This is a genomic window from Desulfobotulus pelophilus (assembly GCF_026155325.1).
Classification (GTDB): Bacteria; Desulfobacterota; Desulfobacteria; order Desulfobacterales; family ASO4-4; genus Desulfobotulus; species Desulfobotulus pelophilus.
Genome location: NZ_JAPFPW010000003.1, coordinates 122814 through 148534 on the forward strand (window position 1 = coordinate 122814; position 25721 = coordinate 148534).

The following is a 25721-nucleotide window of genomic DNA, read 5'->3' on the forward strand; positions in this document are numbered from 1 at the left end:
AATTATCCCGAGTCCCTGTTTTTTCCGGGTCTGCGTTTTTTGGCTGCAATAATGGGTGTGTTCAGAACCAGTGCGGAAAGATCATCCTGCCGGGTAATGTCCAGGCGCAGGGATGCTCTGTCTATTTCAAAGTATTTGGACAGGACATCCACAATATCGTTCTGCAGGTTCTGCAGCATTTCATCGGAAACTTCCAGCTTGTCATAGACCAAGGCAAATTGAAGCCGTTTTTTGGCAACTTCCCCCGGAGGTGGCTCTTTTTCCCCGAATATTTTGGAAAAAAAGTTGTTCAGCATATCAATAACCCCTTTCTGACGGGTAGGTATCCCTTGGGCTCCATGGTATTCAGGCTTTGCGCAAACCGATCTTGGAACTGATACGGTTCCAGAACCCCTTGCTGTCTTCAAGGGGATCCACGATGGGTATTTCTGTGTTTCCGAGGAGCCGCATGGCAATACGGCGGAAAGCCTGTCCGGCCCGTGATTCTCTGTCCAGCACAATGGGTGTGCCTGTATTGGTGGAGGTGATGACAAAATCGTCCATGCAGACAAGACCGATCAGCTCAATGGAAAGAACATCCACCACATCTTTGTGGCTGAGCATGTCACCGGAGGCAACAAGCCTTGGAACAATGCGGTTGACAACCAGCTTGGGCGTTATGGAGCGCGCATAGAGCAGGCCGATGATGCGGTCGGCATCGCGGACGGCAGAAACCTCGGGAGTACATACGACAACGGCTTCGTCCGCACCGATGACGGAGTTTTCAAAGCCCTGTTCAATGCCTGCCGGGCAGTCAATCAGAACGATGTCAAATTCCTCGCGCAGTTTTTTGCACAGCCGGATCATATCATCGGTACTCAGGGTGTTCTTGTTATCGCTCTGTGAGGCAGGAATGAGAAAAAGGTTTTCTATCCTCCGGTCTTTAATGGACGCCTGTTTGACTTTGCAGCGTCCTTTGGCAAGATCCACAACATTGAAAACGATACGGTTCTCAAGTCCCATGACCACGTCCAGGTTTCGCAGGCCGATGTCCATGTCCACCACGGCCACGCGTTTGCCTTCCAGAGCAATGGCAGCACCCAGAGCAGCGGTAGCGGTGGTTTTGCCCACTCCCCCTTTGCCGGATGTGATGACAATGATTTTTCCTTCCAAAATTCACCTCTTGTGGTTGTCATGGCGGTGTTGATGACGGCTGTATGCCAGACCGCTGAGCATGGTTGGCTGAGCTCAGTACTGCCCGGGCCTTTTCGCTTACCGGGCTTCGGGCCATGGCAGACGGCCAAAGGGCGGATTACCCAGGTAATCCGTCACAAGAATTTCATTTTCCTGCAGATGTGCATAAAAAGCGTTGCGGCCAGTGGTGTCAAAGGGGCCGGTGCTGACTTCGGCTCCGATGCGGATCAGGGTAGGGCGAAAATCCAGGGCTGTGATGATAGCCTCCTGATTGTCCGGGTGCCCGGCCATGGCTATGCCGCTGAGGCTTCCCAGAACAAGAATGTCGCCTCCCGCGATGACCTCTCCACCCGGATTGACATCACCCATGAGTACAAGGTGCCCCTTTGCCTGAATCTTCTGACCGGAACGGACACGGCCGCACATCATGAGGACATCGCTTTTCCGGTTCTCCCAGGACCTGTCCATGTCCCGCTGTCTTTTCCGGATTTCCTTCTGCCGCAGAATATTGTTTTTCAGGGGAACCACATCGGCCACTTCATATTCACGGGTGAGAAATTCTTTGAGAAAAGGCAGTAGTTCCGGATCTTCACCGGCGGCATCTACCGTTATACGGGCACCGGAAGCCAGCTGGCGGATACGGTCAAAGAGAGGCCTGATTTCAGACAGCAGCTGGTTTCTGGGCATGGGAAGGCCGATATGCAGTCGAAGACCATCTCCTACGCCTTTTAAGGATACCGACTGGTCCATAGCTGATTGGGTCGCTTTCCGCAAGTAAGGGGAAAAGGGATCGGGGTTCTCTGGCCCGGCTTTGCCTATGGCAGGCCGGGCAGGGCTGCAGGGGAAAGGTTTCAGAGACACCGCAAAAGTTGCTGAAGAATATAGAGAAAGGGGCGGAGAGTGTCAAGCTGTGCCTGTGTTGCTGCAGAGCATGGCAAGGGTTTTCTCAAGACTTTTCAGGGTAAAGGGTTTCTGAATAAAGCCGGTACAGTGGCGGGTGTGGGCAGGGTTTTCGGCGGTTATTGGCTCATAGCCGCTGGAGATGAGAACCGGCAGCCCCGGTGCCCGTGTCCTCAGGGCAGAGAGCACTTCACTGCCATGCATACCCGGCATCACCATATCCAGAATCACGAGGTCAATGATATCGGCATGCTGGTCAAAAAGGGCAAGACCTTCCCTTCCGCCGGAAGCCGTAAGGGAGGTGTGTCCGAGTTCCTGGAGGAGTTCAGAGGCCACTTCCCGAATGACAGCTTCATCATCAACGAGGAGGACGGTCAGTCTGTGGTTGGGTTGCCCCGGCTGCCTGCGGTTCTGGCGTATGGAGGGAAGATGGATCAGAAAGGTGCAGCCCTGTCCCGGAAGGCTTTCAACGCTAAGAATGCCCTGATGATTTTTAATGATGCTAAAGGCGGAAGTCAGCCCCAGTCCTGTTCCCTGGCCTTTTTCAAGGGTGGTGAAAAAAGGCTCGAAAATTCGTTTGCGGGTAGGGCCGTCCATTCCTTTGCCCGTGTCCCTGATGAGGATCCGGACGTAATCTCCCGGAAAGAGCCTGTAGGGCTGTACAAAGCTGCTTTCAAGAAAAATAGCTTCTGTTTCCACAAAAAGGCGGCCTCCTTCCGGCATTGCGTGGGTGGCGGCATTGATGAGGATATAGAGAAGGGCCTGACTGATCTGGGCCCTGTCTGCCATAACCGGGGGAAGGCCGGGGGCAAGGGTCTGCCGTACCTCCAGATTTTTACGGCTCCGGGAGAAAAGAAGGCAGGTATCTTCTACCAGCGCGTTGATGTCACAGGGACCGGGGCTGTAATCATGGTCCCGTGAAAAGCCCAGCAGTTTTCGGGTCAGATCCGCTCCGTACTGGACCTGTGTTTCTATTTTCATGAGACGTTGCCATGAAGGACTTTCGGGTTCTGTATGGAGGAGGAGCAGTGATACATTGCCCTGAATGCCCATGAGGAGGTTGTTGAAGTCGTGGGCAAGGCCTGCGGCAAGGGTGCCGATGGCTTCCAGCTTCTGTGCGTGCTGCAGCTGTTCCTGAAACATGGCCTTTTCTTTTTCCATTGCCCGTTTTGAGCGGATGTCCCTGGCAATGCCCCGGAATCCATCCAGGTTGCCCTGTGCCCTTATGGCGGAAAGGGATATTTCCAGGGGAATGCTATGTCCCTGTTTATGAAGAATATCGATATGGAGGAGCTCCCTGTTTTCTCCGATTTCCAGTATCGTGCGGAACATGGCTTCCAGCTTGCGTGCCGATTCCCTCGGGCAGAGATCCCTTGCTATTTTTCCTTGCAGAGTACTTTTGGAAAAACCGGTAATGGCACAGAGGCTGGCATTGAAAAAGGTGAGTCGGCCTTTGGTGTCTGTCTCAAAATAAATTTCGGATATGCTGCCCAGAGTCATCCGGTAGCGTTCTTCGAGTTTTTGAATGCGCCTGCGAAGTCTCCGGTTTTCACGTTGCAGTGCGGCAGTTTCCGCTTCCTGATTCATGGCCTTCCTGTCTGATTTGGTGGGAAACCGTGCTTTATGGCGCGTGTTTATAAAATGACACGGGGTACCCGGGGCATCAGTCCCGTAACGATTTCGTAGGCAATGGTTCCCATGGTATCGGCAAGGTTTTCAGCCAGAATTTCCTCCCTGCCGTCCCTGCCGATAAGGGTGACCGTATCTCCCGGGCGAACATGGGGGATGCCGCTTACATCAATCATGCTAAGGTCCATGCAGATTCGGCCCCGTAAGGGGGCTCTGTGGCCTGCCACCAGCACCTCCGCCGTATTGGAAAGCAACCTTGGAAACCCGTCTCCGTAACCGCAGGCAATGGTGGCAATGGATGATGGCTTCCGGGCCGTCCATGTCCGGCCGTAGCTGATGGAAAAGCCTGCGGGAACGGTTTTCATCTGAACAATTTTTGTTTTCAGACTTAAGGCAGGCTTCAGGGGAAAGACTTCTTTATCCATGGAGCTTGCAGGCTGGATCCCATACATGGCAATACCCGGTCTGACCATGTCATAATGACTTTCGGGTAAAGAGATAAGGGCCGCACTGTTGGCGGCATGGGCAATGGGGGGGCGCAGACCTTCGGTTTCAAGCTGATGGAGCAGGTTTGAGAACAGGCGCAGCTGGGTCAGGGCAAAGCCTTTATCCGGCTGGTCGGCGGTGGCAAGATGGGTGTAGATGCCCTGAATGCGCAGTCCGGGAAGGGCCGCCAGCTTCCTCAGGGTGGCGGCGGGGGCGGAAAGGGACTGGCCCGTAAAACCGAGCCTCCCCATCCCCGTATCCATTTTGATATGCACAGGAAGAACTTTGCCTGTGGTCATGGCTGTTTCGGAAATCCGCAGCGCATCATCCGTACTGTAAACAGAAGGGGTCAGCCGGTAGCGGATCATGTCTTTGATATGGGAGGAAAGACATGGGCCGAAAACAAGGATGGGAGCGGCAAAACCAGCGGTACGGAGAGCTATACCTTCTTCCATGCGGGCCACTCCCAGACTGGCGGCCCCACAGGCCAGGGCTGTACGGGCCACCTGTGCCGCACCATGGCCGTAACCGTCTGCTTTGACCACAGCCATAAGGGATGCCTGTGGCGATGTGGCTTTCCGTAAGGTTCTAATATTGTGGGCGATGGCTTCCAGGCTGATTTCAGCCCATACAAGATGTTCATCCATTTCTGTCGTCCCCTCCCAGAGTCGTCTTCCTTCCTTATGGCCTTGGGGCGAGACTGTCAAGCAGGTCCGGAAAAGAATGGCAGGAGATTGGTTGCAAAATCCCGGTGAACGTGATCACCGGGATTTTGAATTCTGCGGGTATCATAAAAAAGCCCTTGGATCAGACATCAAGGGTCCACAGGGAGCTTACGGCAGGTCCGCCACCCACGCACAGAGAGGCTCCTCCCAATGAAACACCGCGGCGCTTCATTTCATAATAGAGAGAAACAATAATGCGCAGGCCTGTGCAGCCCACGGGATGGCCCAGAGCAATGCCGGAACCGTTGGCATTGACCTTATCCATATCCAGTTTCATGCCGAAGTTACCTTCCAGCATGCGGCCGACCCCGAGCCACTGGGCGGCGAAGGCTTCGTTGATTTCCCAGTAGTCGATGGCATCAAAAGAAAGCCCCGCCTGGTTCAGGCATTTGGGGATGCAGACAGCAGGACCAAGACCCATGATTTTGGGGTCCACGCCCATGTCACAGACATTGACCAGTTTCATAAGAGGTTTTACTCCCATATCCATGGCTGCTTTTTTCGACATCAGCACCATGGCAGCAGCACCGTCGTTGAGACCGGAGGCATTGGCGGCCGTGACAACACCGTCCTTTTTAAAAGCAGGGCGCAGCTGGGCCATGGACTCAAGGCTGGCATCCAGGATGGGGTGTTCATCCGTATCAAAGATACGGTTTTTTTTGCGGGAAAGGATTTCCACAGGAATCACTTCTTCTTTGAAAATGCCCTTTTCGATGGCTGCCTTGGCACGCATGTGACTCATCAGGGCCAGTTCATCGCATTCCTTGCGGCTGATGCCGTATTGTTCGGCAATATTTTCCGCCGTGAGGCCCATGTGGCCGGGAACCATTTCATCCACAAGGCCATCATGAAGCATCTGGTCTTCAATCTGACCCGGTCCCATGCGATACCCCATGCGCCCCTTCGGTAGCATGTAGGGGGCATGGGTCATGCTTTCCGTGCCCACAATCAGAGCGGAGCGGGTTTTACCCAGCATAATGTTATGGGCGGCAATTTCCAGCGCCCGCATACCCGAGGCACAGTTCTGATTGACGGATACGGCACTGCTTTCATGGGAAAGCCCGATGCGCATGGCAACCTGCCGGGCAGGAAGGGAGCCCTGCATGCCGGGAAAAACCTGGCCCATGCAGATTTCATCCATGCTGTCCGCAGGCATACCGGCCCGCTCAATGGCCTGGCGACCGGCTGTAATGGCCAGGTCCCGTGCAGAAACATCCGTGAGCCCGCCCATGAATCTGGCAATGGCGGTACGGCAGGCGCTGACAGCAACAACTTCCTGAATTTCCATTCTCTTTTTCCTCCATCAGGGTTTGCTATATAGGGATGCTGTATGAGCTCTGACTCCGTATGGGTGTTTATGTGATACCAGTGTATCATGATGTGTGGTTATGATTTGGTTTGTAAACGGTGGTTGAAGTTTGAGAAACACTACTCAGAAGGGGGGCTGCATGTCAATAGCCTACCGGATGATGAAGCTTTCCGTATGGGGAGAAAGCACTGTTTTGATCCTGTTTATTTCATGGTCGTCAAGGCCTCGGCCTTTTTTGTTAAAAAAATCAGGATTGTATAGGCTGGTATCAGAAAATGACTGCAGGGCAAAGCGGCGCGCTCCCCGGATAAGGGGCACCAGGCTTTTCGCCTTTTCTTCACTGATAAAAGGAAAAACACAGGTAGTCCGGAATTCGTGATCAATGCCGCTTTCAATGATCAGGCGGATGCTGGTTTCAAGGGCATGCTCCATGGAGTGGTCGGACAAAAGAGGGGCGTACTCTGAAGGCAGGGTTTTGATGTCCATGGCAATGCAGTCCAGCAGGCCTGCCGTCAACAGTCCCCGCAGAACTTCGGGCCGGGAGCCGTTGGTGTCCAGTTTGATCGGGAAGCCCATAGCCTTTACTTTTTCACAGAAGTCTGGAAGATTTTTCTGAAGGGTCGGTTCTCCGCCGGTGATGGCAAGACCTTCAATAAGCCCTTTTCTTTTTTTGAGAAAGAGCAGAACTTCTTCCTCACTGATGTTTTGTTTTCCTTTCATGGCAATGAGTGCCGGGTTATGACAATAGGGACAGTGAAAGTTGCATCCTTGTGTAAAAACAAGGGCAGCTATTTTCCCTGGGAAATCGATCATGGAGTTTTTCTGAAAACCACCGAAAATCATAATAAAACCTCACAGCCAAAGGGTTGTAGCCTGATAGGCAGGTATTGCCAACACAACATATGGTTGTTTGATTGTGGTGTGTCAAGTATCTTGTGGTAAATAATGATTGCGAGGAGTAAAAACTTGTACTTTCTGGAGGGGATGGGTAGGTCTTTTGGTAAGAAAAGGCCTTTGTTTCGTATCAGAAGAAGACCGTTTTTTTGTGGATTCAGGAGGTAAAATGAAATTTTTACAAAAAATGACAGCATGGGCGGTTCTGTTTTTTTGCATGATCCCCATGGCGGTGGGCTGTGGAACTCTTCTTTATCCGGAAAGAAGGCATCAGGCACTTCAGGTGGATCCGGCCGGCAGGCAGATTGATCCTGCTGTGGCTGTTATGGATGCCGCCTGCCTGATTTTTTTTATCATTCCTGGGCTTGTGGCCTTTGCCGTTGACTTTGCCACTGGAGCGATCTATCTGCCATCGGGGCATTCTGCCATGCACGACGAGCCTGCGGATACCGTTATTGTGGCACCAGTGGACGCAAGGGAGATTGAAAACAGAGTCATGGCACTGACCGGTGTGCCTGTGGATATGGAGGACCCCAGAATGGAAGCCTTTGTGCTGGACAGGGATCGCTTTTTGTAGCACCGAGAGAGGGCGGAAATCCTGTCCGCGGCGCTGGCAGGGGGTTGGGAAGCCGCTTTGACTTTGTTGGCCGGTTCTGCCATGGAGGACGATTGGAACAAGAACAATTTGTGCACTCACCCATGGATTCTCGCATTGAGCTTGCAAGAAATCCTGAAAAAACCGGGGAGGCAGTGGAGCTGACACCCGGTGCCTTCCGGGCTCTGGAAATCTGGCAGGCAAGGCCGGGAGAGGTGATGACTGTTACCGCACCGGACGGTACCTTGTTTCGGGGTCGCTTACTGGGGGAGAGGGGCGCTATCCATGGCGTTCTTTGTTTTGAAAATATGGGCAGAATCCCGGCGGAAGTTTCCGTTCATCTCTGTCAGGCTCTTCCGGAAAAGGAACGCTTTGAGCTGGTGATGGAAAAGGCCGTAGAGCTGGGGATTAACGGTATCCACCCCTTTGTTTCAAGGCGCTCTGCTACTCTTGCCATGCGGGATGCAAGTCAGAAAAAATCCCACCGGTGGCCCCATCTTGTACGAAGGGCATCACGGCAGTGTCGCAGAGCGGATGTTCCGGCTCTTTATCCGGTGGCGGACTGGGCTTCTGTGCTGCTGCTGGCAGAAAAAGCGGGGCTCTGCCTTGTACTGGATGAGCGTGAAAAAGAGTTTTCTTTCATGGATGGTCTGTCTGCTTACAGGCAGGGAGATGTTGTGCTTATTGTGGGACCAGAAGGGGGGCTGGACCGGGAGGAAGTCCGGGCTTTGCGGGGAGCCGGTGCCCTGCCTGTTACCCTCGGTCCCCGTATTCTTCGAACGGAAACAGCTGCTATCGTGGCCTCTGCTCTGATCCGGCACTGCCTGAAGTAGCTTCTGTTGGGGTGCGGTCTGCCTTGCAGCCGTTTCAGGCCCGTACTCCGTACCCCGAAATGGTAGGAAAAAACTGGCTGGCGGGCTTATAGAAGGATTGTTATTCTAATCAACTGCCTCCCTGAATACGTATCCGCCCTGCTATTGCCTGTCTGGTCCGCTTACTCCGGCATAGCGGTCTTGTCGTTGAAAACAGAGGACAGGCTTTCCATGAGCCGCCGCACTCTCCTGTTTCGTTTCCTCCGGCCCAAAAAATCAAACCAGCTGGATACGGGAATCCATTCACAGTTCGCATAGTGGCCTTTGAGGTCGATGATAATTGCTTGAAGTTGATTCTTTTCTGTTGTCTGCAGGAGAATATTGTCTAGATTAAAATCAAAGAGGCGGATGTCCAGGGTAATGATGCGGTCCGTCAGGTCCTTTACAGCACTGAATATGGCAGATGGCTCCCATCTGTCCGGATGCAGGGCAGCATGGGACAGTGTGGGAGAAAGGGCTCCGTCCGTATCCCGTATGGCTTTCGCCATCAGTCCTTTACCGAACTGCGTATCAACCGTTCCGAGAATGGGGATAATGCCGGGTACCCTTCCATGTAAACGGACGATATCCGTATAATGGCGGTATTCCCAGTCATTGGGTGTGAAATGGGAAGGAGTGCCTTCTTTTTCCACCTTAATGATAATATCCGGATTGTCTGGATGGAGGTAGCAGATACGCGTTCCCCCCTTGCCTATACGAAGAGCTTCATTGAGTGTGATCAACGGATTCTGCATGGTGCCTGCTTTGCTGTTTCTGGTGATAGGATTCGTTACCTTTGGCTGCACTCGTTTTGTACCGGTAGAAAGGCCTTGTGACATTGTCTGATTGGATGGAGCAGCACAAAACCTTGCCGCTTATAGCAGAATTTGGTGAGTACGGCGCTTTTTTTTACCGTATGGCCAGTTAATTAGGAGGGCTGTTCTGCTGGGGTCAGCAAAGAGGAAGGCCGCAGGGCCGTTGAAGCCCGTGCGGCCGGACAGCCTGAATGTGGCTGTGAGTTTCTAGATCCGCCAGTGTTCGGCAAGCCATGGGGTAGGTTTGACGGTTTTGTAAAACTTTTTAAACCACGGAACCTTTTTTCCCCATATGCCCTGAATGGCTTCCGGAGGATTGGGATTGCCGTGGAATACTATGATTTTAGCCCCTTCGGGTATTGCTGTTGGCGCCATGAAGCTGTTGAGGATTCCACCCGGCATGCAGTGGAACTTGAAACTTTTACACCACTCCTTTGGGAAAAAATCAAAGCCGGTCTTTCCCAGAGCCCGGGTTATATAAACCTGTTCCGTCCGGTATGTGGCGGCTGTTTTATCCGGGTTTTTCAGATAGGTCTGCAGCAGATGTTCATACTGGCCCATTTGAAAACAGAAGGCAGACGCCTGGCCGATCAGGCGGTTGGGCTGTGACCAGTTTTCTATGATGGCCATTTTATTGGAAAAGGTGAAAAAACAGTCAATGGTATCGAGTATGACAACGTCAAGATCCAGGAAAAGAATGGTACCTTCAATGTCATGGAGGGGGTTTTGGAAAAGAAGGAGCTTTCTCCAGGCTTCACATTTTTTATATTCAGGGGCTGGTTCAGGAAAATCCGGTATGGGAAAAACATCAATATGCTCATCAATTCCATGGGCATTGTCAGTGAAACAGATGAACCGGTAAGGAATTGTAATGTTTCTTTTTACCATAGCTGCTAAGATGTTCACATAGGTGGCATCGTACTTGTCGCCCCATTTCATACAGACGATATTGTTGGTGATCATTGTTGGCATTGCCCCATTTTTAAAAAGTTTGAGAAACAGATGATGAGAGATAGATCCCTGACTCCATCGGATTGAATGTATTTATACACTTTTCGAGAGACTTTTATCAAGCAATGAAGGCATAAGGACGGCATCCATGATACACGAGAACCGGAAGTGGCCACGGGTATATTTTTCTGTAAACGACGCAGTTGCAGGAGAAATTCTCATCCATAAAGAGCAGGTTTTTTCTGCGCGGGTACTGAATGTCAGTGAGGGGGGCCTTGCTCTGAGCCTGAAAGCAGTTCCCGGGACTTCCTTTAAAAAAGGAGACCGGTTTCAGCTGAAAGCTCTGGAGGGTAAGGAGATGCTCGTATTGACGGCGCCTGCCGTTATGGAAGTGAAATGGGTAACCGCTCTGGAAGGACTGGAGATGCTGGGGCTGGGGTGCGCTTTTTTATATATGGTACCGCCGGACAGAGTCCGCCTGCGCCGTTTTATGGAAGATATGGACAGGGATATCATAAAGCCCGAACCCACCAGAGGGTGAATTCGGGCCATGGTTTTTTTCTGGTTCAGGCCTCAGACCAGAAAGGCGACATTTCCCGCAGACGGGCAACAATGGGGGGCAGCTGCTCAATGACAGTGTCAATCTCGGCTTCTGTATTGTAAATGCTTAAGCTGAAACGGATGGTACCATGGGCTGCCGTGTGGGGAACGCCCATGGCTCTGAGTACATGGGAGGGTTCCAGAGAGCCGGAAGTGCAGGCCGATCCGGATGAGGCGCAGATGCCATGCTGGTTCATCATCAGAAGAATGGCCTCACCTTCAATATACTCAAAGCTGATGGAGCAGGTATTGGGGAGGCGTGCATCGGGATCCCCATTAATGAAGCATTTGGGGATATGACGGAGAAGTTCTTTTTCAAGGCGGTCACGCATGGCCCTGACCCGTGTGTTTTCTTCTCCCATTTTTTCTTCCGCCAGCCTGCAGGCCCGTCCAAGGCCAATGATGGAAGCCACGTTTTCTGTTCCGGCCCTTCGCCCGTGTTCCTGATGGCCCCCCACTATATAGGGTGAAAACGGCGTACCTTTTCTGATGAAAAGAGCACCAACCCCTTTGGGTGCATGAAGCTTATGGCCTGAAAGCGAAAGCATGTCGATGGGCATGTTTTTGAGGTCCATAGGTATTTTGCCCACAGCCTGAACAGCATCTGTGTGGAAAAGAATCCCTTTTTCCCTGCAGAGTCTGCCTATTTTTTCCACGGGAAAGAGCGTTCCCGTTTCATTGTTGGCCCACATAATGCTCACAATGGCCGTTTCTTCATCAAGGCTTTGGGTCAGAAGCTCCATGTTGAGTCTGCCCTGGGAGTCAACGGGAATGGTGGTAATCCGGTAGCCTTCTTTTCCCAGTTTTTCGAACAGGGCCTTGATGGCAGGGTGCTCTACCGTGGAAGTGATGAGATGTTTTTTATCCGGAAAGGCCCGTAGTGCGGCATGAACAGCCGTTGCGTCCGATTCCGTGCCACAGCTGGTGAAAAGAATTTCATCGGTGCTGGCTGCTCCCAGAAGGCTGGCAACCTCCTGACGGGCTGTCTGAACGGAGGCGGCTACCTGACCACCAAAGGTATGCATGGAGGAAGGATTGCCATAGAGTTCGGTAAAGTAGGGAAGCATGGCTTCCATTACTTCCGTGGCCACTTTGGTTGTGGCGTTGTTGTCAAGATATACAGGGGTCATATCAGGCCTCCTCCACCACAAGATCATGGGCAACCAGGGTCCGCAGTCGGGCTTCAACATGATCTTTCAGGGTGATGCGGCTTCTGGAGCAGGTGGCGCAGGCTCCCTGAAGACGTACCAGTACACGATTACCGTCCACATCCACAAGCTCAATATTGCCACCGTCCCGTATGAGCGCCGGTTTGATTTCGCTTTCAAGGGTTTCTTCAATTTTTCTTATTTTTTGAAGGTTGGTCATGCCAGCAGCGGGTTTTTTGGGTTCCAGTATGGTCATTCCCTGACTTTTCTGAATGATCTGAAGAATTTCTTCATGGCAGTTGCCACAGCCTCCGCCGGCTTTGAGATAGCCGGTAACATCTTCCAGAGATGTCAGGCCTTTTTCCTGCACCGCACGACGAATATCCACATCCGTAACGTTAAAACAGTGGCAGATAATTTCACCTTCGAGGATTTTTTCGGGCTCACCCTTGTAATAGGCGATGGCTTTTTCCAGTGCCTCCTGACCCATAACAGAACAGTGAATTTTTTCTTTGGGAAGACCGCCCAGTGCCATGGCAATGTCATCGTTGCTTATTTTTTCGACTTCTTCCAGAGTTTTTCCGATGATCATTTCCGTAAGAACGGAGGAAGAGGCTATGGCACTTGCGCAGCCGAAGGTCTTGAATCTTGCTTCTGCAATTTTCTTGTCTTTACCAAGGCGAAAAGTAAGTTTCAGTGCGTCTCCGCAGGCAATGGAGCCTACTTCGCCTATGCCGTCCGGGTTTTCCACTTCGCCGACATTTTTGGGGTTCAGAAAGTGTTCCCGAACCTTATCTGTGTAATCCCACATGCGTGATGCTCTCCTATGGTTGTCCACCCTTTGTCTGGGCAGGTTGGTAGTCCGGTTTCTTTATAGCTCAAGAAACTATAAGTACGGAATGAAAAAATGGTAGGTACACGTGGGAAAAACGCGGAAACTTTTACGGAAACAGACCTGTTCTGAGGTATATCCCGGAACATGTCTGTTCAGGAAGATCCTTTTTCTCCGAGTTTTCGGTAGAGAGTCCGTCGGCCGATGCCCAGAATGGTGGCCGCACTCCGTTTGTTGCCGCCGGTCTCTTTCAAGACATGCTGGATGTATCGGTTTTCCAGATCTGCAAGGGAGATCAGTCTGTCGGTGGGGAGAAAGGGAGAGTTTGCGTTCTGTGGCGGAGTGGGGGAGCGGAGATAGTTCCGTATGCGCGAAGGCAGATGTTCCGGGAAGATGTGATGACCCCTTGCAAAGGTTACTGCCCTTTCCATGGCGTTGCGAAGTTCCCGCACATTGCCGGGAAAGGGGTAGTGGGCAATCATATCCAGAGTGGATGCCGAGAATCCTTTGATTGTTTTATCCATGGACAGAGCGAATTGATCCATGAAGCGGGCTGCAAGAAGCTCGATGTCTTCTCCCCGTTCTCGTAAGGGAGGAACCCTTAGGGTGAAGGTTTCCAGCCTGAAAAAAAGGTCTTCCCTGAAATGTTCCTGCTGGACACTCTTTTCCATGTCCTGATGGGTTGCTGCAAGAATGCGGACATCCATCTGACTTTCTCTGTTTTCCCCAACCTTTCGAACTTTGCCATCCTGAAGAATGCGCAGGAGTTTGGCCTGCAGAAAAAGGGGCATTTCGGATATTTCGTCCAGAAGAAGGGAGCCGCCGCTGGCTTCGGCAAAAAGGCCATGGCGGTTTTGGCTGGCACCCGTAAAGGCTCCGGCCGCATGACCGAAGAATTCACTTTCCATAAGGTGTTCTGGAATACCAGCACAGTTGACGGGAAGAAAAGGCCCTTTGGCCCGGTTGCTTTCTTTGTGAATGGCCTTTGCCACAAGCTCTTTCCCGGAACCGCTTTCTCCCAGAATGAGAACCGGTCCATGCGCCTTGGCCACCTGTCGTATCTGATCGAAAAGAAGGTGCATGGCCGTACTTTGGCCGTGCATGCCATGGAATCCTTCGGAAGAAAGAAAGCCCCGCATCCGGCACAGGGTATCTCTGATATTTTTTCTTTCCAAAATACGCCGGACCGTGAGGGTGAAGTGTTCCAGATCCAGGGGTTTGGTTAAAAAATCCTCAGCTCCTATTTTCAGGGCCTCTACCGCTTTCGTTATGGTGCCAAAGGCTGTGATCATGAGAAAGCAAGGTGGCGGCTGGTGTTGCAGGGCCAAAACCGTTGTAAGAAAGCTCATGCCATCCATGCCGGGAAGGCTGAGGTCGCAAATGACAAGGTCCGGCCAGTTGGCTTGCATGATAGTCAGCCCTTTTTCTGCACTGACGGCATGGTCTGCTCGAAAACCGGCATCCCGGATTTCTTCTGTCAGCAGGGATCCCAGTGCTTTGTCGTCCTCGATAATCAGTATTTGTGCATGGTGTTTTTCTGTCATGGTTTCCCTTCGCCTTCTGCCTTCTGCTCCGGGATAAACAGGTGAAAGCAGCTTCCTTTTTTTCTGTTTGCCGCGATTTCCACGAAGCCTCCATGCTCTTCGGCAACGGTGTGTACCACGGACAGGCCGAGGCCTGTGCCCTGACCGACCGGTTTCGTGGTAAAAAAAGGTTCAAAAATTTTTGACTGAATTTCAGGGGCAATGCCGGGGCCTTCATCGCATACGGAAAAAAGAATACCGCTACTTGTATACTGCCATGAAAAATGAACCTTTCCGCAGGGCGCACACTGAATGGCGTTGCGCAGAAGATTGATCAGTGCCTGCTGCACGCGCATGGTATCCATCCGGAGAGGTCGGGAGTTTGTGGGGCCAGTAAGGAGGACATCGCTGCGGCGGCAACTGGCTTCTTCCGACAGGGCAGCGGCAGCGGTGGCTGCCAGGCGGGCTGGATCGGCAGGAGAGCAGCGCAGAGGATTGCGTCGGCTGAAATTGAGAAGTTGTCGTATGATGGCATCCATACGGCTTACCTGTTCACGTATGGATGCAAGGGCTTGTCTCTGTGTGCCGGAAATATTTTTGTCCCGCAGTGCTCGCTGGGCTTTGCCGTTGATGACACTCAGCGGTGAACCCAGTTCGTGGGCTGTGCCTGCCGCCAGCCTTCCAAGGGCAGCCAGTTTTTCAGAGTGGCGGAGTTTTTTTTCCAGCTCCTCCTGTTTTTCCTGTTGTTCGCGCAGGGCTTTTTCAGCACTCTGTATGCTGTTGAGCATGTGGTTGAAATGGATGCCGAGGCGGAGGATTTCCATAGGGCCGGTTTCCTGGAAACGATGGCTGCGTTTACCCTCTGCAATGGTTGCCATGCTGGCCGTCAGTCTTGCAAGGTGCCTGCCCAGGGCTCTGTGGTGCCCGAACAGCACAAGGGTGGATAGGACTGCCAGCAGTGTCCCGAGAAACAGGATGCCACGCAGTCGGATGGACTGGGTGTGCTGATTGAACTCACTACCCCTGCGGGTAAGATGGAGGAGGCCGAGAATATGCCCGCCTTGATCCGTGAGAGGGACAAAATAAGAGTAAACATGGTGGCCTGCAATGCGACCGTATTCGCCAAGATTTTCCCCGTCTGCGGCCAGCTCAGAGAGGCGATCCGTTTTGGGTTCAGGATCCGCAAGGCCCAGCCGGAGGATCTCCTTACCCTGCTGGTCATAAACATAGGCACTGTAAATTCTTCCGATGGCAAGGGCTGACTCCAGTGCCTGCTGCATACGGGGTATGCTGTCCCTTTGCAGGGCATAGCTTAAGGGGAGCTGAATGGCCCGTGCCACAAGCTCCAGGTCTTTTTTCATTTGTTGCTCAACTTTGCCTTCGATGGATGTCAGGGCAAAGGTACCGAAGGTGACCAGAGCAAGGGTCAGGGGAATCAGGATATAAAGCAGCAGGGTCGTACGGAGACCCGGAGGTCTGGATAAAAGACTGGGTTTCATGGTTCCTCCTCTGCTCACAAAATTAGCACATGTGTCATTTTGCTACAAGGGAGAGGGGTGGTGCCGGGCTGTCAGTTGGAATGGTATGTGTTGAATATGTTTATGTTTTATACTTATATGTTTTTTGAAATGATGGCTTGGCAATGACTGGTATGTTCTGTGCAAACGAAAGTCTTCGGTCTGCAGGGGAGAAACTATTTTATTCTTTGCAGAGTGTTGCAGGTTTGGTCCAGAAACCTGCTTCTGGGAAATGGATTGTTTCTTGGCAGACAAGAAAAGGAAAAAAACCTAACAGGAGGACGGTATGTTCAGCAGATGGTCAGTTTTATGCATTACGCCAGTATTGTTGATTCTGACAGTAATGGGTTTACCGGTTATGGCGCAGAATGCCTATCAGCAACCGGCCATGCAGAATCAGGGAATGGAAGTCAGCGGGGGGGATCTGAAGAAGGCGGCAGAAGCGTACGTGGAAATAGTCCAGATTAATCAGGGGTTTCAGGAGGCCTTACAGGGCGTGGAGACTGCTGGAGAAAGGCAGAGTCTTCAAATGGAGGCGAATGAGAAAATGCTGAGTGCGGTGAAAGAAGCCGGTCTGGATGCCCAGAGTTACAATGCCATCGTTCAGCAGGTCGGGGCCGATGAGGAGCTGAGGATGAAATTCACCAGCATGTTGAAACAGCTCCATTGATTCTTCGGACCCGGTCGTAAAAATTATCATCCGGTCAGATGATGCCGTGCCTGGCGTATCAGGAGCACGGCATTATTTTGTATTGAAAACGGTATGCGGTGTTTTGGGCAGGTGGCCCGTTTGTTCGGGGTAAGGTTGTAACCCCCGTTTGTTTTCAGGGGTTTTTTATATCCGGAGTGGGCAAGTCCTGAGGCGAAAATGGCTGGAGGGCCATGGGTCAGGCGGTTTTTCCGGTATCTGTGCAGAATCATGTATGGATTAGTTCTGATTGATCCGTAAGCATGCGCAATGTGCCAGGGTAACGGATTCTATGGGAAATCAGTGGTAATATGAAAATCAGCTTTCATCAAACTCTGCGGCATCAAATTTGAGAACAGAGCAGTTTTCCCGAATGCTGCGCTGTATGTTCTCGTCAAAGCCATCCTTGTTTTTAGCGTGAATTTCAACGGAGATTTCCACATCCACGCCAAGCCTTGCCGTGAACTGCTGCACCACCTCATCCATCAGAACATTGAAATCCATCTTGGCCCGAACGGGGTCTAAGGAAACGGTTCCGAAGAAACTGGTTTTCAGGGAAGCCGGGCCTGCCTCTGATCTTGAAGGAGTAGATGTCCTGGCCTCATCTGAGGGTCTGGCAGGGCTGTTTTCACGGATACCGGAAGGGATTTCTTCCATTCCCCTGCCTGTGGTTTCCGGTTGGGAGGTATTGGCCTCAGATGCTTTTCTTTCCTGTTCCCTCATTTCTTCAAGGATTCTGATGGCAGCATCTTTTTGAATGAGAAGGCAGGCATCGTCCAGCATATCAATGGAAAGACTTCTACCGAAGCGGAAACCCACATAGCGCTTGTCATCCTTTGCTGCGGCAAAGCCAAAATAATCTTCGCTTTCAAGGCCTTTGGCAATGCAGGATCGCAGAACGCCCTCATTGAGCAGGCGGGGAAGGTACAGATAATGGCAGGTGTCCTGAAAGATTTTTTTGGCACTTATGGCCTCGACATCATCCTTGAAATACCATTTTTCCAGCATGTTTTTCAGATGAATGGGAGCCCATGCGGAAATCAGCCATTCTTCTTCTTTCAGTCTGGACTCAATGGCTTCGGTCAGAGACTGACCGGAAGAGGGCAGGGAAACGGCTTCCCAGGTAAGGACGGGTTTTCCCTTGATGAAGTCTTCCATGGGGGCCATCAGCCATTTCCAGCATTCCCGGATCATGAGACTGAGGGTTTTATCGGCGGTGTCCCGGTTCCTTTTTGCCTGATTGAGGTGGGCGATGTCCTGATTCAGGTTGCCCTCTTCAATGTCTTTTACGATGGAATCCCAGGCAAGGTAGGTTTTTCCCCCATCCCGTACCCGGAGCTGGGTATCCGCATCCGGTGCAAGAAAAATCAGGCGATTTTGCTTTTGTCTTGGCTGATCTCCCCGTTTGCGAAGAATGGTCTCGGCGGCATCACGGGCGGGACTGTTTGCGCTGCTGCTGTATCCCGCAGAGGTGGGCAGCACCACAAGGCGGGGGCCGTCACCGTAATCATCGGGAACATCACCGGAGGCTGTGAACACATGGATGCCGGAAAAAAGATGCCTGCGGCCAAAGAGGGAAGACAGCCTTTTTGGCAGAAGGGGTTGCAGGACTTCGTTTTCGGAAATGTTTTTGATGCGGCTTTCCATTTCCCGGCGGAGATTGGGCCTTGTGTCCAGCCAGAAACGGTTTTTATCACCATAGAGATAATGTAGCCTGTCCCTGAGCCTTTGCAGCACATCCTCAAAAATGCCGGGGCTTTGTCCGGGCTGGGCTGCCCCCAGAAGAATGCGGTTGCTTTCAAGGCCCCTCAGCATCTGTTCCCGGCCGGAAGGGCACTGCCCAGAAAGAGGGTTCGGGCCGTTCTACGGGCTGCCTGTACACTGCCAAAAAGGGTGTTGCGGCTGTCCAGCTCTGCGGGTGTGGATTTTGGGCCATCCACCTCCTTTTCAATGACGGGCTCCCAGCCCTGGGGCAGGTAGTGGATGCTCTTGGTGCGCACGGCGCTGATCTCCAGGGGAATGGAGCCGGGCAGGATCATGGCATCGCTGTTTCCCTGTACCCATAGATGGTGGATCACAATGGCCATGAACGGAAGAACCCCACGGGTGCGCTGGAATTTTTCTAAGGTGGACCAGTCTTCATAGAGGCGGTCAAAAATCTCCGGATGGATGGGGTAGGAGCGGCAGAGGCGTTCCATGTATTCGCCGGACTGGGTTTCCTGGGGGAATTTATCTGAATACTCATGGTAAAAATCAAAGAAGTGCCTGCACACCTCCCTCACTTTTTCCTCGGACCCTGCGTCTTCAAAGAGCCTGCGCCTTACGATTTCAAAGGCTTCCTCGGCTGCCACGGGTTTCCATACGGATTCAACCCTTGCAAAGTATTTTTCAAGGGAGTTCAGTGCCCTTTGTCCCATGCTGCCGCCAATTTCAAGGTCGGATTCCGGCAGGGAGGCCAGGAGGATGGCGTTGGGAACGGCTTTCATGGCTTCGGTCAGGGCCTGAATGAAGCTTAGGTTGCTGTCGAAGGTGCCTGCGGCATAGTGCTTGTCCAGCTCCATCTGGCGCATGAAGGCCGCCAGCTCATCGAGAAGAACCACGCAGGGGGCTGCGGCCTCAAAGAGCTTTGTCAGGCTTTCCTTGCCCGGAGACGTGCCTTCTGCGTCACTTTCTGCAACCATGGCATAGCCTTCTTTTCCTAAAAGCTGCCAGGCCAGCTCTCCCCAGAGGGTGGCTACCTTTTGCCCTTCGTAGGTGCGGGGCTTGCTTGGGGAAAATTTGATACCGTCGATCACGGCAATTTTAGCCTTTGGAAGGGTGAGGATTCCCGCCTCATCCAGAATGAGCGGAATCCCTTTAAGCCTGTCTGTGGGTACAAGGCTTTTGGCCAGATGAAACACGGCAATGAGGGTGTGGGTTTTACCGCCGCCAAAGGAGGTCTGAATCTGGATGACAGGATCGCCTCCCATGCCGGAAAGCCGTTTTGCCACAGAAAGGAGGAGAAGCCTCATCCCTTCTGTGATGAAGGCTCGGGAGAAAAACTTTTCAGGGTTCTGGTATTCTTCAGGCGCTTTACCGGAAGCCACCAAAGATAAATCTGCGGCAAACTCGGACTGCTGAAATGTACCTTCCAGTACATCCCTGTGGGGTTGCGCGATTTCAAGTAGGACTGTAAACGCATGGTGTTTCTCCTTGGCAGATTCCCTTGTCTGGCCTTTTCAGTGAAAGTGGAAAAAAGCAGCCCACGTTACGGCCATTGTTCAGAGAGATTCTGTGCTAATGGGTTATTATTTCAGTCCAAAGAATCCTAGGGCAGATCTGTTTTCAGGCGGGCCTGATTTACAATGCGGGGGTGGGGATCTATGGCTTTCAGTTTCTGTTTCATTTTTATCAGCAGATTGGCAGGGTTAACGGCCTGAGGGAAAAGCCTTTTTTATGGGGTGGAGGCAATGGGAAGGGGGGATAGGGTTGTAAACAAAGCAGAAATCTTTTTGGGAGTACTGAATAATGATTCGGTGGCAGCACGGAGGGGCAAAAAGTATTCTCATATTTTCCCTCTGAGTCAGCTGGGGAACTGGGATAAATTAAAAGCAATAAAAAAAGGGCTCACAGCATTATGCTGTAAGCCCTTAATTTTTAAGTGGCAGAAGGGCAGGGATTCGAACCCCGATAGACGGAGTCAGAGTCCGTAGTCTTACCATTAGACGACCCCTCTGCAAACGGGTGTTAAACTAGAAGAAAAGAGGGGTGGTGTCAAGAAAAAAATGAAAAAAGAATTAGGTGCGCCAGAACTTTTTTCTAGAAAGTTTCTAAAAAGGCAATGGCAGCCCTGATTCTGGGCAGACTGCGTTCTTTTCCAAGCAGGGCCAGAGTTTCACCCATGCCGGGGCTCTGTCCTTTGCCGGTAAGGGCTACCCGCAGGGGGCCTCCCACTTTGCCGAGTTTGAGATTCATTTCTTCGCAGACGCTGTGAAGCAGGGCCTCCATGGCGGTTTCCGACTCCTCTTCGCTCTCTGTGAGTTTTTCTTCTATTTTTTTCAGAACCTCCAGGCTGCCGGTCTTGAAGTTCTTTTTGATGGCCACCTCGCAATAAGTGGAGGGTGCCACAAAAAAAGGTTCTGCCTGCTGGGCCATCTCAAGGAGGGTCTTGCTTCTAGGCTGGAGCAGGGAGATAATGGCAGGAAGCCGGGTATCGTCTGGATCGTGGGGTATGGCAAGATCCGTCATCTGCTCCAGAAGGGGGGGCAACAGTTTCTCGGGTGTACTTTTTTGTATGTGTTCTCCATTAAGGGCCGTAAGCTTGTCCATATCAAATACACCGGGAGATCGGCCGATGGCTTCAAGGGTAAAGAGGTGTTTCATGTCTTCTATGGTGAAAAACTCCTGATCTCCGCTGGACCAGCCAAGGCGTACGAGATAGTTCAGCAGGGCTTCGGGAAGAAAGCCCATTTTTTTGTATTCCATGACCCCCATGGCACCATGTCGTTTGGAAAGTCGGGTCCGGTCGGGTCCAAGAACCATGGGAACATGCCCGAATTTTGGGATGTTGGCTCCAAGGGCTTCGTAAATGAGAATCTGTTTGGGGGTGTTGCTGATGTGATCGTCACCCCGGATCACGTGGGTGATGTTCATGGTAAGGTCATCAATGACAACGGCAAAGTTATAGGTATACACACCGTCGCTGCGGCAGATGATAAAATCATCTATTTCTGTGTTGGGTATGGATATGGGGCCTTTCACCACATCGTCGATGCGAGTGCTGCCCGTATCCGGAGTCAGCAGGCGGACGACGGCTCCTGGCTGAGGCTGCCGGTTTTTATGACGGCAGGAACCGTCGTACATGGGATTGCGGCCCTCGGCTCTGGCCTTTTCTCTCATGGCTTCCACTGTTTCAGGGGAGCAGGTGCAGTAATAGGCTTTTTCTTCCGCAACAAGACGGTCGAGAAATTTTTGGTAGATATCAAAGCGTCGGGTCTGATAGTATGGACCTTCATCCCAGTCGATACCCAGCCACTCAAGGCCCTGGAAGATGGCATCGACGGATTCCTGGGTTGACCGGAGGGTATCCGTATCCTCAATGCGCAGGATGAATTTACCCCCGGTTTTCCGGGCGTAAAGCCAGTTGAACAGGGCGGTACGGGCCCCTCCCACATGCAGATAGCCCGTAGGGCTTGGCGGAAAGCGTGTTATAATGGTGTCTGTCACTGTAAACCTCGGTTTTTCGGTTGCGACTGGAGTTGCCTGTATGCGCCGTGAGACGCATAAAAAAAGAGGATTATCATAAGCTGTCCTCTTCGGACAAGGGGGGGAAGGGAAAAAACTTGACAGCATCCGTTGAATTCTCATAGGAAAACGGCTATCATGTCGCGGTTTTGTGGGTTGTGCAGGCTGCGTTTAGAAAAATATAAATTATTTCAGGAGATTGATATGGCTGTACCAAAGAGAAAAGTATCCAAGTCAAGAAGAGACAAGGGCCGGACACACAAGAAAACGGCTGGTGTCAATGTGTCCGCCTGCCCTGAGTGCGGCGAAGCAAAACAATCCCATGCTGCCTGCAGAAGCTGCGGTACCTATAAAGGACGTACGGTTCTGGCAGATATGGAGGTCTGATCCCCAGGGGTGGATGCCCGGGTGAAAGACAGGGAAAGGAGGGGGTCCGGAGTGTTTTTCCCCATAATGGGGGATGCTTGACCCCTTTTGCTTTTTACTGAAGCTTCAGTGGGGCTCTGTTTTCCTGCCCCTTTTTGATTCCAAGAAAGGAAATATCATGTCCGTTGAAGATAAGGTTCGCAAAGTCATTGCTGAAAAACTGGATGTGGATATTGATGAGGTGGTGCCAGGGGCCTCACTGGTGGAAGACCTGGGAGCCGATTCACTGGATCTTGTGGAACTGATGATGAGTATGGAAGATGTCTTTGATGTGGATATTTCCGATGAGCAGGCGGAAAAACTCCGTACCGTCAAAGACGTGATTGAGTTTCTGGAAGCTCTGTGATGGTAGCAGGAAGCCTCCGTACTCCTCGCAGGGTAGCTGTTACGGGAATCGGCATGGTTTCTCCTCTGGGTCTCAGTGCCGGTGAAACCTGGCAGGGCTTGACCCAGGGGCGCTCCGGTATTGGCCCGATTACACGATTTGATACGGAAGGCCAGAGCGTAACCATTGCCGGTGAAGTCAAAGGGTTTCGGGCAGAGGACTTTCTCCCCCGGAAGGAAGCCAGGCGTACGCCTTTGTTCATGGCATATGGTGTCGCTGCGGCACAGATGGCCGTGGAGGATGCGCGGATGCCCGAAGGCTGGACCGGGGATGCCCGTACAGGGGTCTATGCGGGCTGTGGCATTGGCGGGCTTGAGGTGATGGAAGAAAATTTCCGTACCCTTGTGTCCAGAGGCCCGGGCAGGGTGAGTCCTTTTCTGATTCCCCACTTCATTGGCAATATGGCTGGTGGCATGGTGGCCATGCATATGGGGCTCAGGGGGCCGAATCTCACCTTTGCGACAGCCTGTGCTGCCGGAGCCCACGCTGTGGGCGAGGCTTTCCGCCGAATCCGGGATGGCTATGCGGATGTCATGTTGGCCGGTGGCAGCGAGGCTGTTGTCAGCCCACTTTGTCTGGCTGGGTTTGCTGCTATGAAGGCGCTTTCCACCCGCAATGACAGCCCGGAGAGTGCCAGTCGCCCCTTTGACAGAGACAGGGACGGGTTTGTGGTGGGAGAAGGAGCCTGTTTCCTTGTGCTGGAGAATCTGGAGAAAGCCCGGGAGCGAGGGGCTCGGATTTATGCCTGCATAGATGGGTATGGTGCGGGATGCGATGCTTATCATATCACGGCTCCGGAACCCGAAGGACAGGGAATGGCCGCCTGCATGCAGGCGGCCCTGCTGGATGGCGGCGTTTGCCCTGATCAGGTGGGGTGGGTGAACGCCCACGGCACCGGCACCCCTTTGAATGATGTTTGTGAGACAAGAGCTGTGAAGCAGGTGTTCGGAGGCCATGCGCAAAAGCTTTGCATAACGGCTCTGAAAAGCATGACAGGGCATCTCCTTGGAGCTGCCGGAGGGTTTGCAGCGGGTGTGAGTGCCCTGGCCCTTTATCATGGTATTCTGCCTCCAACGCGGAACCTTAATCATCCGGATCCGGAATGCGACCTTGATTATATCCCGAATCAGGCCAGGAGTCAGGATGTAAAGATGGCTCTGACCAATGCCTTCGGCTTTGGTGGAACCAATGCCTCCCTGTTGATGGCAGTGGAGTCTGGCCGTGAAAGAGATATCTCATGACAGATAAAAATGTTATTTTGCTGGCCAGTGACCATGCTGCCGTGGACCTGAAGACCGTTGTGGCAGAGCATCTGCGCTCCCGGGGAATGGCTGTCGAAGATATGGGAACCCATGGTAGGGATTCCGTGGATTACACCGAGTATGGCATCCGGGTGGCGCGGGCAATTTCTGAAGGGCGTGCAGAACGGGGTATTCTTCTCTGCGGAACGGGCATTGGTATGAGCATGGTGGCCAACCGTTTTCCCGGCGTGCGGGCAGCGCTCTGCAATGATCTTTTTTCTGCAGGCATGAGCCGCCGTCATAATGATGCCAATATTCTCGTTTTGGGGGGACGGGTCCTGGGTGATGTGCTGGCCCGTGCCATTGTGAGCGCATGGCTGGAAACACCCTTTGAGGGGGGGCGTCATCAGGTGCGGCTGGATCATTTTAACCAGGGATTCTGTGATCCCTTTAAGTGATGGAGATGGGTAAGAATATGGACATCATTCGTGCGGTGGATCCGGATATAGCTGATTCCATGGACAGGGAGCTGGCCCGTCAGCAGGGCAGTCTGGAGCTGATTGCTTCTGAAAATATTGTGAGCCCTGCGGTTATGGCGGCTCAGGGCAGCATCATGACCAACAAGTATGCCGAAGGCTATCCTGCCAAACGGTATTACGGTGGCTGCGAGTTTGTGGATGAGGCGGAAAACCTTGCCCTTGCAAGGGCAAGGGAGCTCTTTGGTGCTGTGTACGCGAACGTGCAGCCCCATTCCGGATCCCAGGCAAATATGGCCTGCTATTTTGGTCTTCTGGAACCCGGAGATAGAATTCTGGGCATGGACCTTTCCCACGGTGGACACCTCACCCACGGATCCCCTGTGAACTTTTCCGGCAGACTTTATGATTTCAGCCATTACGGTGTTGCCAGAGAAACGGGGCGAATTGACTATGATGCTCTGCAAAAGCAGGCAGAAGAAGTTCGCCCCCGCATGATTGTTGCCGGGGCCAGTGCCTATCCACGCATTCTGGATTTCGAGCGTTTTGCCACCATTGCCGCATCCGTGGATGCTTTTCTGATGGTGGATATGGCTCATATTGCCGGTCTTGTGGCTGCAGGCCTCCATCCTTCTCCCATTCCCCATGCTACTGTTGTCACGAGTACCACTCATAAAACCCTGCGGGGACCTCGTGGGGGATTGATCCTTGCGCGAGATGATAAGGCAGCCGTTTTCAACAAACAGATTTTTCCCGGTATTCAGGGTGGGCCTCTGATGCATGTGATAGCAGCCAAGGCCGTGGCTTTCAAAGAGGCTCTTGCCGATGATTTTACGGCTTATCAGGGTCGTGTGGTGGAAAATGCAGTTGCCATGGCCGGTGCATTGATGGATGAAGGGTTGAATCTGGTGTCCGGAGGAACGGATAACCATCTGATGCTGGTGGATTTGACCAACACAGGAATAACGGGCAAAGAGGCAGAGGCTGTACTGGGCCAGGCTGGTATAACGGTTAACAAAAATACCATTCCTTTTGAAACCCGGAGTCCCTTTGTCACGTCAGGTATCCGGATTGGAACAGCTGCCCTTACCACGCGTGGTATGGGTGTCAATGAAATGAAGACGATTGCTTCATGGATAGCGGCGTGTGTGAAAAATCCGTCGGATGCCGTAAAAGCGGAGGCTGTCCGTAAAGAAGTGGCTACCCTTACGGCCCGTTTTCCTTTGTTTCAGTATTGATTGGTATGATCCGGGGCATAGGGTGTATGTCCCGGATTGGCAGGTATGTGCTCCGAGGGGGCGGGTATACTGTGGCGGCAGCTGAAATTTCATATG

General features: G+C 52.4%; 25 protein-coding genes and 1 tRNA gene. 9 read left to right on the forward strand and 17 right to left on the reverse strand.

The window, feature by feature from the left end; translation table 11 throughout:
• Positions 1–2: 2 nt before the first annotated feature.
• The 7 genes from minE to OOT00_RS04280 form a co-directional block, all read right to left on the reverse strand.
• Positions 3–296, reverse strand: a complete 294-nt coding sequence (minE, locus tag OOT00_RS04250; protein WP_265424052.1) for a cell division topological specificity factor MinE — start codon at positions 294–296, stop codon at positions 3–5.
• Between the two features lie 49 nt (positions 297–345).
• Positions 346–1152, reverse strand: coding sequence for a septum site-determining protein MinD (gene minD, locus OOT00_RS04255; protein ID WP_265424053.1), 807 nt, complete (start codon positions 1150–1152; stop codon positions 346–348).
• 99 nt (positions 1153–1251) lie between these two features.
• Complete coding sequence (locus OOT00_RS04260) at positions 1252–1923, reverse strand: septum site-determining protein MinC (protein WP_265424054.1); 672 nt, start codon at positions 1921–1923, stop codon at positions 1252–1254.
• Positions 1924–2076: 153 nt separating this feature from the next.
• Positions 2077–3660, reverse strand: coding sequence for a hybrid sensor histidine kinase/response regulator (locus OOT00_RS04265; RefSeq protein WP_265424055.1), 1584 nt, complete (start codon positions 3658–3660; stop codon positions 2077–2079).
• Positions 3661–3707: 47 nt separating this feature from the next.
• The gene (gene alr / locus OOT00_RS04270; RefSeq protein ID WP_265424056.1) at positions 3708–4835 is read right to left on the reverse strand and encodes an alanine racemase; all 1128 of its coding nucleotides are present in this window, start codon (positions 4833–4835) and stop codon (positions 3708–3710) included.
• Between the two features lie 160 nt (positions 4836–4995).
• A complete protein-coding gene (locus OOT00_RS04275; protein WP_265424057.1) occupies positions 4996–6201 on the reverse strand; it encodes a thiolase family protein in 1206 nt (401 codons plus the stop codon).
• 171 nt (positions 6202–6372) lie between these two features.
• Positions 6373–7065: an anaerobic ribonucleoside-triphosphate reductase activating protein gene (locus OOT00_RS04280; protein WP_265424058.1), complete on the reverse strand. Its 693-nt coding sequence runs from the start codon at positions 7063–7065 to the stop codon at positions 6373–6375.
• A 220-nt stretch (positions 7066–7285) separates the two neighbouring features.
• Between OOT00_RS04280 and OOT00_RS04285 the strand changes: the two genes are divergently transcribed.
• Both OOT00_RS04285 and OOT00_RS04290 read left to right on the forward strand, forming a co-directional pair.
• A complete protein-coding gene (locus OOT00_RS04285) occupies positions 7286–7693 on the forward strand; it encodes a hypothetical protein (protein WP_265424059.1) in 408 nt (135 codons plus the stop codon).
• A gap of 92 nt (positions 7694–7785) precedes the next feature.
• Positions 7786–8544 carry an RsmE family RNA methyltransferase gene (locus tag OOT00_RS04290; RefSeq protein WP_265424060.1) on the forward strand — a complete coding sequence of 253 codons (759 nt, stop codon included), beginning with the start codon at positions 7786–7788 and terminating at the stop codon, positions 8542–8544.
• Positions 8545–8705: 161 nt separating this feature from the next.
• On the opposite strand, the gene OOT00_RS04295 is transcribed toward OOT00_RS04290, so the two are convergent.
• Positions 8706–9317, reverse strand: a complete 612-nt coding sequence (locus tag OOT00_RS04295; RefSeq protein ID WP_265424061.1) for a YrbL family protein — start codon at positions 9315–9317, stop codon at positions 8706–8708.
• A gap of 267 nt (positions 9318–9584) precedes the next feature.
• The gene (locus tag OOT00_RS04300; protein ID WP_265424062.1) at positions 9585–10340 is read right to left on the reverse strand and encodes a hypothetical protein; all 756 of its coding nucleotides are present in this window, start codon (positions 10338–10340) and stop codon (positions 9585–9587) included.
• 136 nt (positions 10341–10476) lie between these two features.
• Here OOT00_RS04300 and OOT00_RS04305 point away from each other — a divergent pair, with 136 nt between their 5' ends.
• Positions 10477–10869, forward strand: coding sequence for a PilZ domain-containing protein (locus OOT00_RS04305; RefSeq protein ID WP_265424063.1), 393 nt, complete (start codon positions 10477–10479; stop codon positions 10867–10869).
• 25 nt (positions 10870–10894) lie between these two features.
• Here the strand turns inward: OOT00_RS04305 and nifS are convergent, their stop codons facing one another.
• The 4 genes from nifS to OOT00_RS04325 all read right to left on the reverse strand — a co-directional run bounded on the left by nifS (position 10895) and on the right by OOT00_RS04325 (position 15930).
• Positions 10895–12058, reverse strand: coding sequence for a cysteine desulfurase NifS (gene nifS / locus OOT00_RS04310; RefSeq protein WP_265424064.1), 1164 nt, complete (start codon positions 12056–12058; stop codon positions 10895–10897).
• Position 12059: 1 nt separating this feature from the next.
• Positions 12060–12887, reverse strand: a complete 828-nt coding sequence (gene nifU / locus OOT00_RS04315; RefSeq protein ID WP_265424065.1) for a Fe-S cluster assembly protein NifU — start codon at positions 12885–12887, stop codon at positions 12060–12062.
• A 176-nt stretch (positions 12888–13063) separates the two neighbouring features.
• Complete coding sequence (locus OOT00_RS04320) at positions 13064–14452, reverse strand: sigma-54-dependent transcriptional regulator (protein ID WP_265424066.1); 1389 nt, start codon at positions 14450–14452, stop codon at positions 13064–13066.
• Positions 14449–15930, reverse strand: coding sequence for a sensor histidine kinase (locus OOT00_RS04325; RefSeq protein WP_265424067.1), 1482 nt, complete (start codon positions 15928–15930; stop codon positions 14449–14451). The genes OOT00_RS04320 and OOT00_RS04325 overlap by 4 nt, the downstream gene beginning before the upstream one ends.
• Positions 15931–16234: 304 nt before the next feature.
• Here OOT00_RS04325 and OOT00_RS04330 point away from each other — a divergent pair, with 304 nt between their 5' ends.
• Positions 16235–16618 carry a DUF4168 domain-containing protein gene (locus OOT00_RS04330; protein WP_265424068.1) on the forward strand — a complete coding sequence of 128 codons (384 nt, stop codon included), beginning with the start codon at positions 16235–16237 and terminating at the stop codon, positions 16616–16618.
• Between the two features lie 336 nt (positions 16619–16954).
• Here OOT00_RS04330 and OOT00_RS04335 read toward each other — a convergent pair whose 3' ends face one another.
• The 4 genes from OOT00_RS04335 to gltX form a co-directional block, all read right to left on the reverse strand.
• Complete coding sequence (locus OOT00_RS04335; RefSeq protein ID WP_265424069.1) at positions 16955–18451, reverse strand: hypothetical protein; 1497 nt, start codon at positions 18449–18451, stop codon at positions 16955–16957.
• Positions 18445–19794: an ATP-binding protein gene (locus OOT00_RS04340; RefSeq protein ID WP_497007256.1), complete on the reverse strand. Its 1350-nt coding sequence runs from the start codon at positions 19792–19794 to the stop codon at positions 18445–18447. Before OOT00_RS04340 ends, OOT00_RS04335 begins: the two co-directional genes overlap by 7 nt.
• A gap of 483 nt (positions 19795–20277) precedes the next feature.
• Positions 20278–20351, reverse strand: a tRNA-Gln gene (locus OOT00_RS04345).
• 83 nt (positions 20352–20434) lie between these two features.
• Positions 20435–21841 (reverse strand): glutamate--tRNA ligase, encoded by a 1407-nt coding sequence (gene gltX / locus OOT00_RS04350; RefSeq protein WP_265424071.1) that lies wholly within the window; start codon positions 21839–21841, stop codon positions 20435–20437.
• Positions 21842–22063: 222 nt separating this feature from the next.
• Between gltX and rpmF the strand changes: the two genes are divergently transcribed.
• From rpmF to glyA, 5 genes are all read left to right on the forward strand, one after another.
• Positions 22064–22246, forward strand: a complete 183-nt coding sequence (gene rpmF / locus OOT00_RS04355) for a 50S ribosomal protein L32 (RefSeq protein ID WP_265424072.1) — start codon at positions 22064–22066, stop codon at positions 22244–22246.
• Between the two features lie 157 nt (positions 22247–22403).
• The gene (acpP, locus tag OOT00_RS04360) at positions 22404–22631 is read left to right on the forward strand and encodes an acyl carrier protein (protein ID WP_303649845.1); all 228 of its coding nucleotides are present in this window, start codon (positions 22404–22406) and stop codon (positions 22629–22631) included.
• Positions 22631–23911, forward strand: a complete 1281-nt coding sequence (gene fabF / locus OOT00_RS04365) for a beta-ketoacyl-ACP synthase II (RefSeq protein WP_265424073.1) — start codon at positions 22631–22633, stop codon at positions 23909–23911. Before acpP ends, fabF begins: the two co-directional genes overlap by 1 nt.
• Entirely contained in the window at positions 23908–24369 is a 462-nt protein-coding gene (rpiB, locus tag OOT00_RS04370) for a ribose 5-phosphate isomerase B (RefSeq protein WP_265424074.1), read from the forward strand. The genes fabF and rpiB overlap by 4 nt, the downstream gene beginning before the upstream one ends.
• A 17-nt stretch (positions 24370–24386) precedes the next feature.
• The gene (gene glyA, locus OOT00_RS04375; RefSeq protein ID WP_265424075.1) at positions 24387–25625 is read left to right on the forward strand and encodes a serine hydroxymethyltransferase; all 1239 of its coding nucleotides are present in this window, start codon (positions 24387–24389) and stop codon (positions 25623–25625) included.
• Positions 25626–25721 lie beyond the last annotated feature (96 nt).

Coding starts and splice junctions, on each gene's coding strand:
- minE (WP_265424052.1), bottom strand. CDS start 296: ATGCTGAACAACTTTTTTTCCAAAATATTCGGGGAAAAAGAGCCACCT.
- OOT00_RS04260 (WP_265424054.1), bottom strand. CDS start 1,923: ATGGACCAGTCGGTATCCTTAAAAGGCGTAGGAGATGGTCTTCGACTG.
- OOT00_RS04265 (WP_265424055.1), bottom strand. CDS start 3,660: ATGAATCAGGAAGCGGAAACTGCCGCACTGCAACGTGAAAACCGGAGA.
- alr (WP_265424056.1), bottom strand. CDS start 4,835: ATGGATGAACATCTTGTATGGGCTGAAATCAGCCTGGAAGCCATCGCC.
- OOT00_RS04275 (WP_265424057.1), bottom strand. CDS start 6,201: ATGGAAATTCAGGAAGTTGTTGCTGTCAGCGCCTGCCGTACCGCCATT.
- OOT00_RS04280 (WP_265424058.1), bottom strand. CDS start 7,065: ATGATTTTCGGTGGTTTTCAGAAAAACTCCATGATCGATTTCCCAGGG.
- OOT00_RS04285 (WP_265424059.1), top strand. CDS start 7,286: ATGAAATTTTTACAAAAAATGACAGCATGGGCGGTTCTGTTTTTTTGC.
- OOT00_RS04295 (WP_265424061.1), bottom strand. CDS start 9,317: ATGCAGAATCCGTTGATCACACTCAATGAAGCTCTTCGTATAGGCAAG.
- OOT00_RS04300 (WP_265424062.1), bottom strand. CDS start 10,340: ATGATCACCAACAATATCGTCTGTATGAAATGGGGCGACAAGTACGAT.
- OOT00_RS04305 (WP_265424063.1), top strand. CDS start 10,477: ATGATACACGAGAACCGGAAGTGGCCACGGGTATATTTTTCTGTAAAC.
- nifS (WP_265424064.1), bottom strand. CDS start 12,058: ATGACCCCTGTATATCTTGACAACAACGCCACAACCAAAGTGGCCACG.
- nifU (WP_265424065.1), bottom strand. CDS start 12,887: ATGTGGGATTACACAGATAAGGTTCGGGAACACTTTCTGAACCCCAAA.
- OOT00_RS04320 (WP_265424066.1), bottom strand. CDS start 14,452: ATGACAGAAAAACACCATGCACAAATACTGATTATCGAGGACGACAAA.
- OOT00_RS04325 (WP_265424067.1), bottom strand. CDS start 15,930: ATGAAACCCAGTCTTTTATCCAGACCTCCGGGTCTCCGTACGACCCTG.
- OOT00_RS04330 (WP_265424068.1), top strand. CDS start 16,235: ATGTTCAGCAGATGGTCAGTTTTATGCATTACGCCAGTATTGTTGATT.
- OOT00_RS04335 (WP_265424069.1), bottom strand. CDS start 18,451: ATGCTGAGGGGCCTTGAAAGCAACCGCATTCTTCTGGGGGCAGCCCAG.
- rpmF (WP_265424072.1), top strand. CDS start 22,064: ATGGCTGTACCAAAGAGAAAAGTATCCAAGTCAAGAAGAGACAAGGGC.
- acpP (WP_303649845.1), top strand. CDS start 22,404: ATGTCCGTTGAAGATAAGGTTCGCAAAGTCATTGCTGAAAAACTGGAT.
- fabF (WP_265424073.1), top strand. CDS start 22,631: ATGGTAGCAGGAAGCCTCCGTACTCCTCGCAGGGTAGCTGTTACGGGA.
- rpiB (WP_265424074.1), top strand. CDS start 23,908: ATGACAGATAAAAATGTTATTTTGCTGGCCAGTGACCATGCTGCCGTG.
- glyA (WP_265424075.1), top strand. CDS start 24,387: ATGGACATCATTCGTGCGGTGGATCCGGATATAGCTGATTCCATGGAC.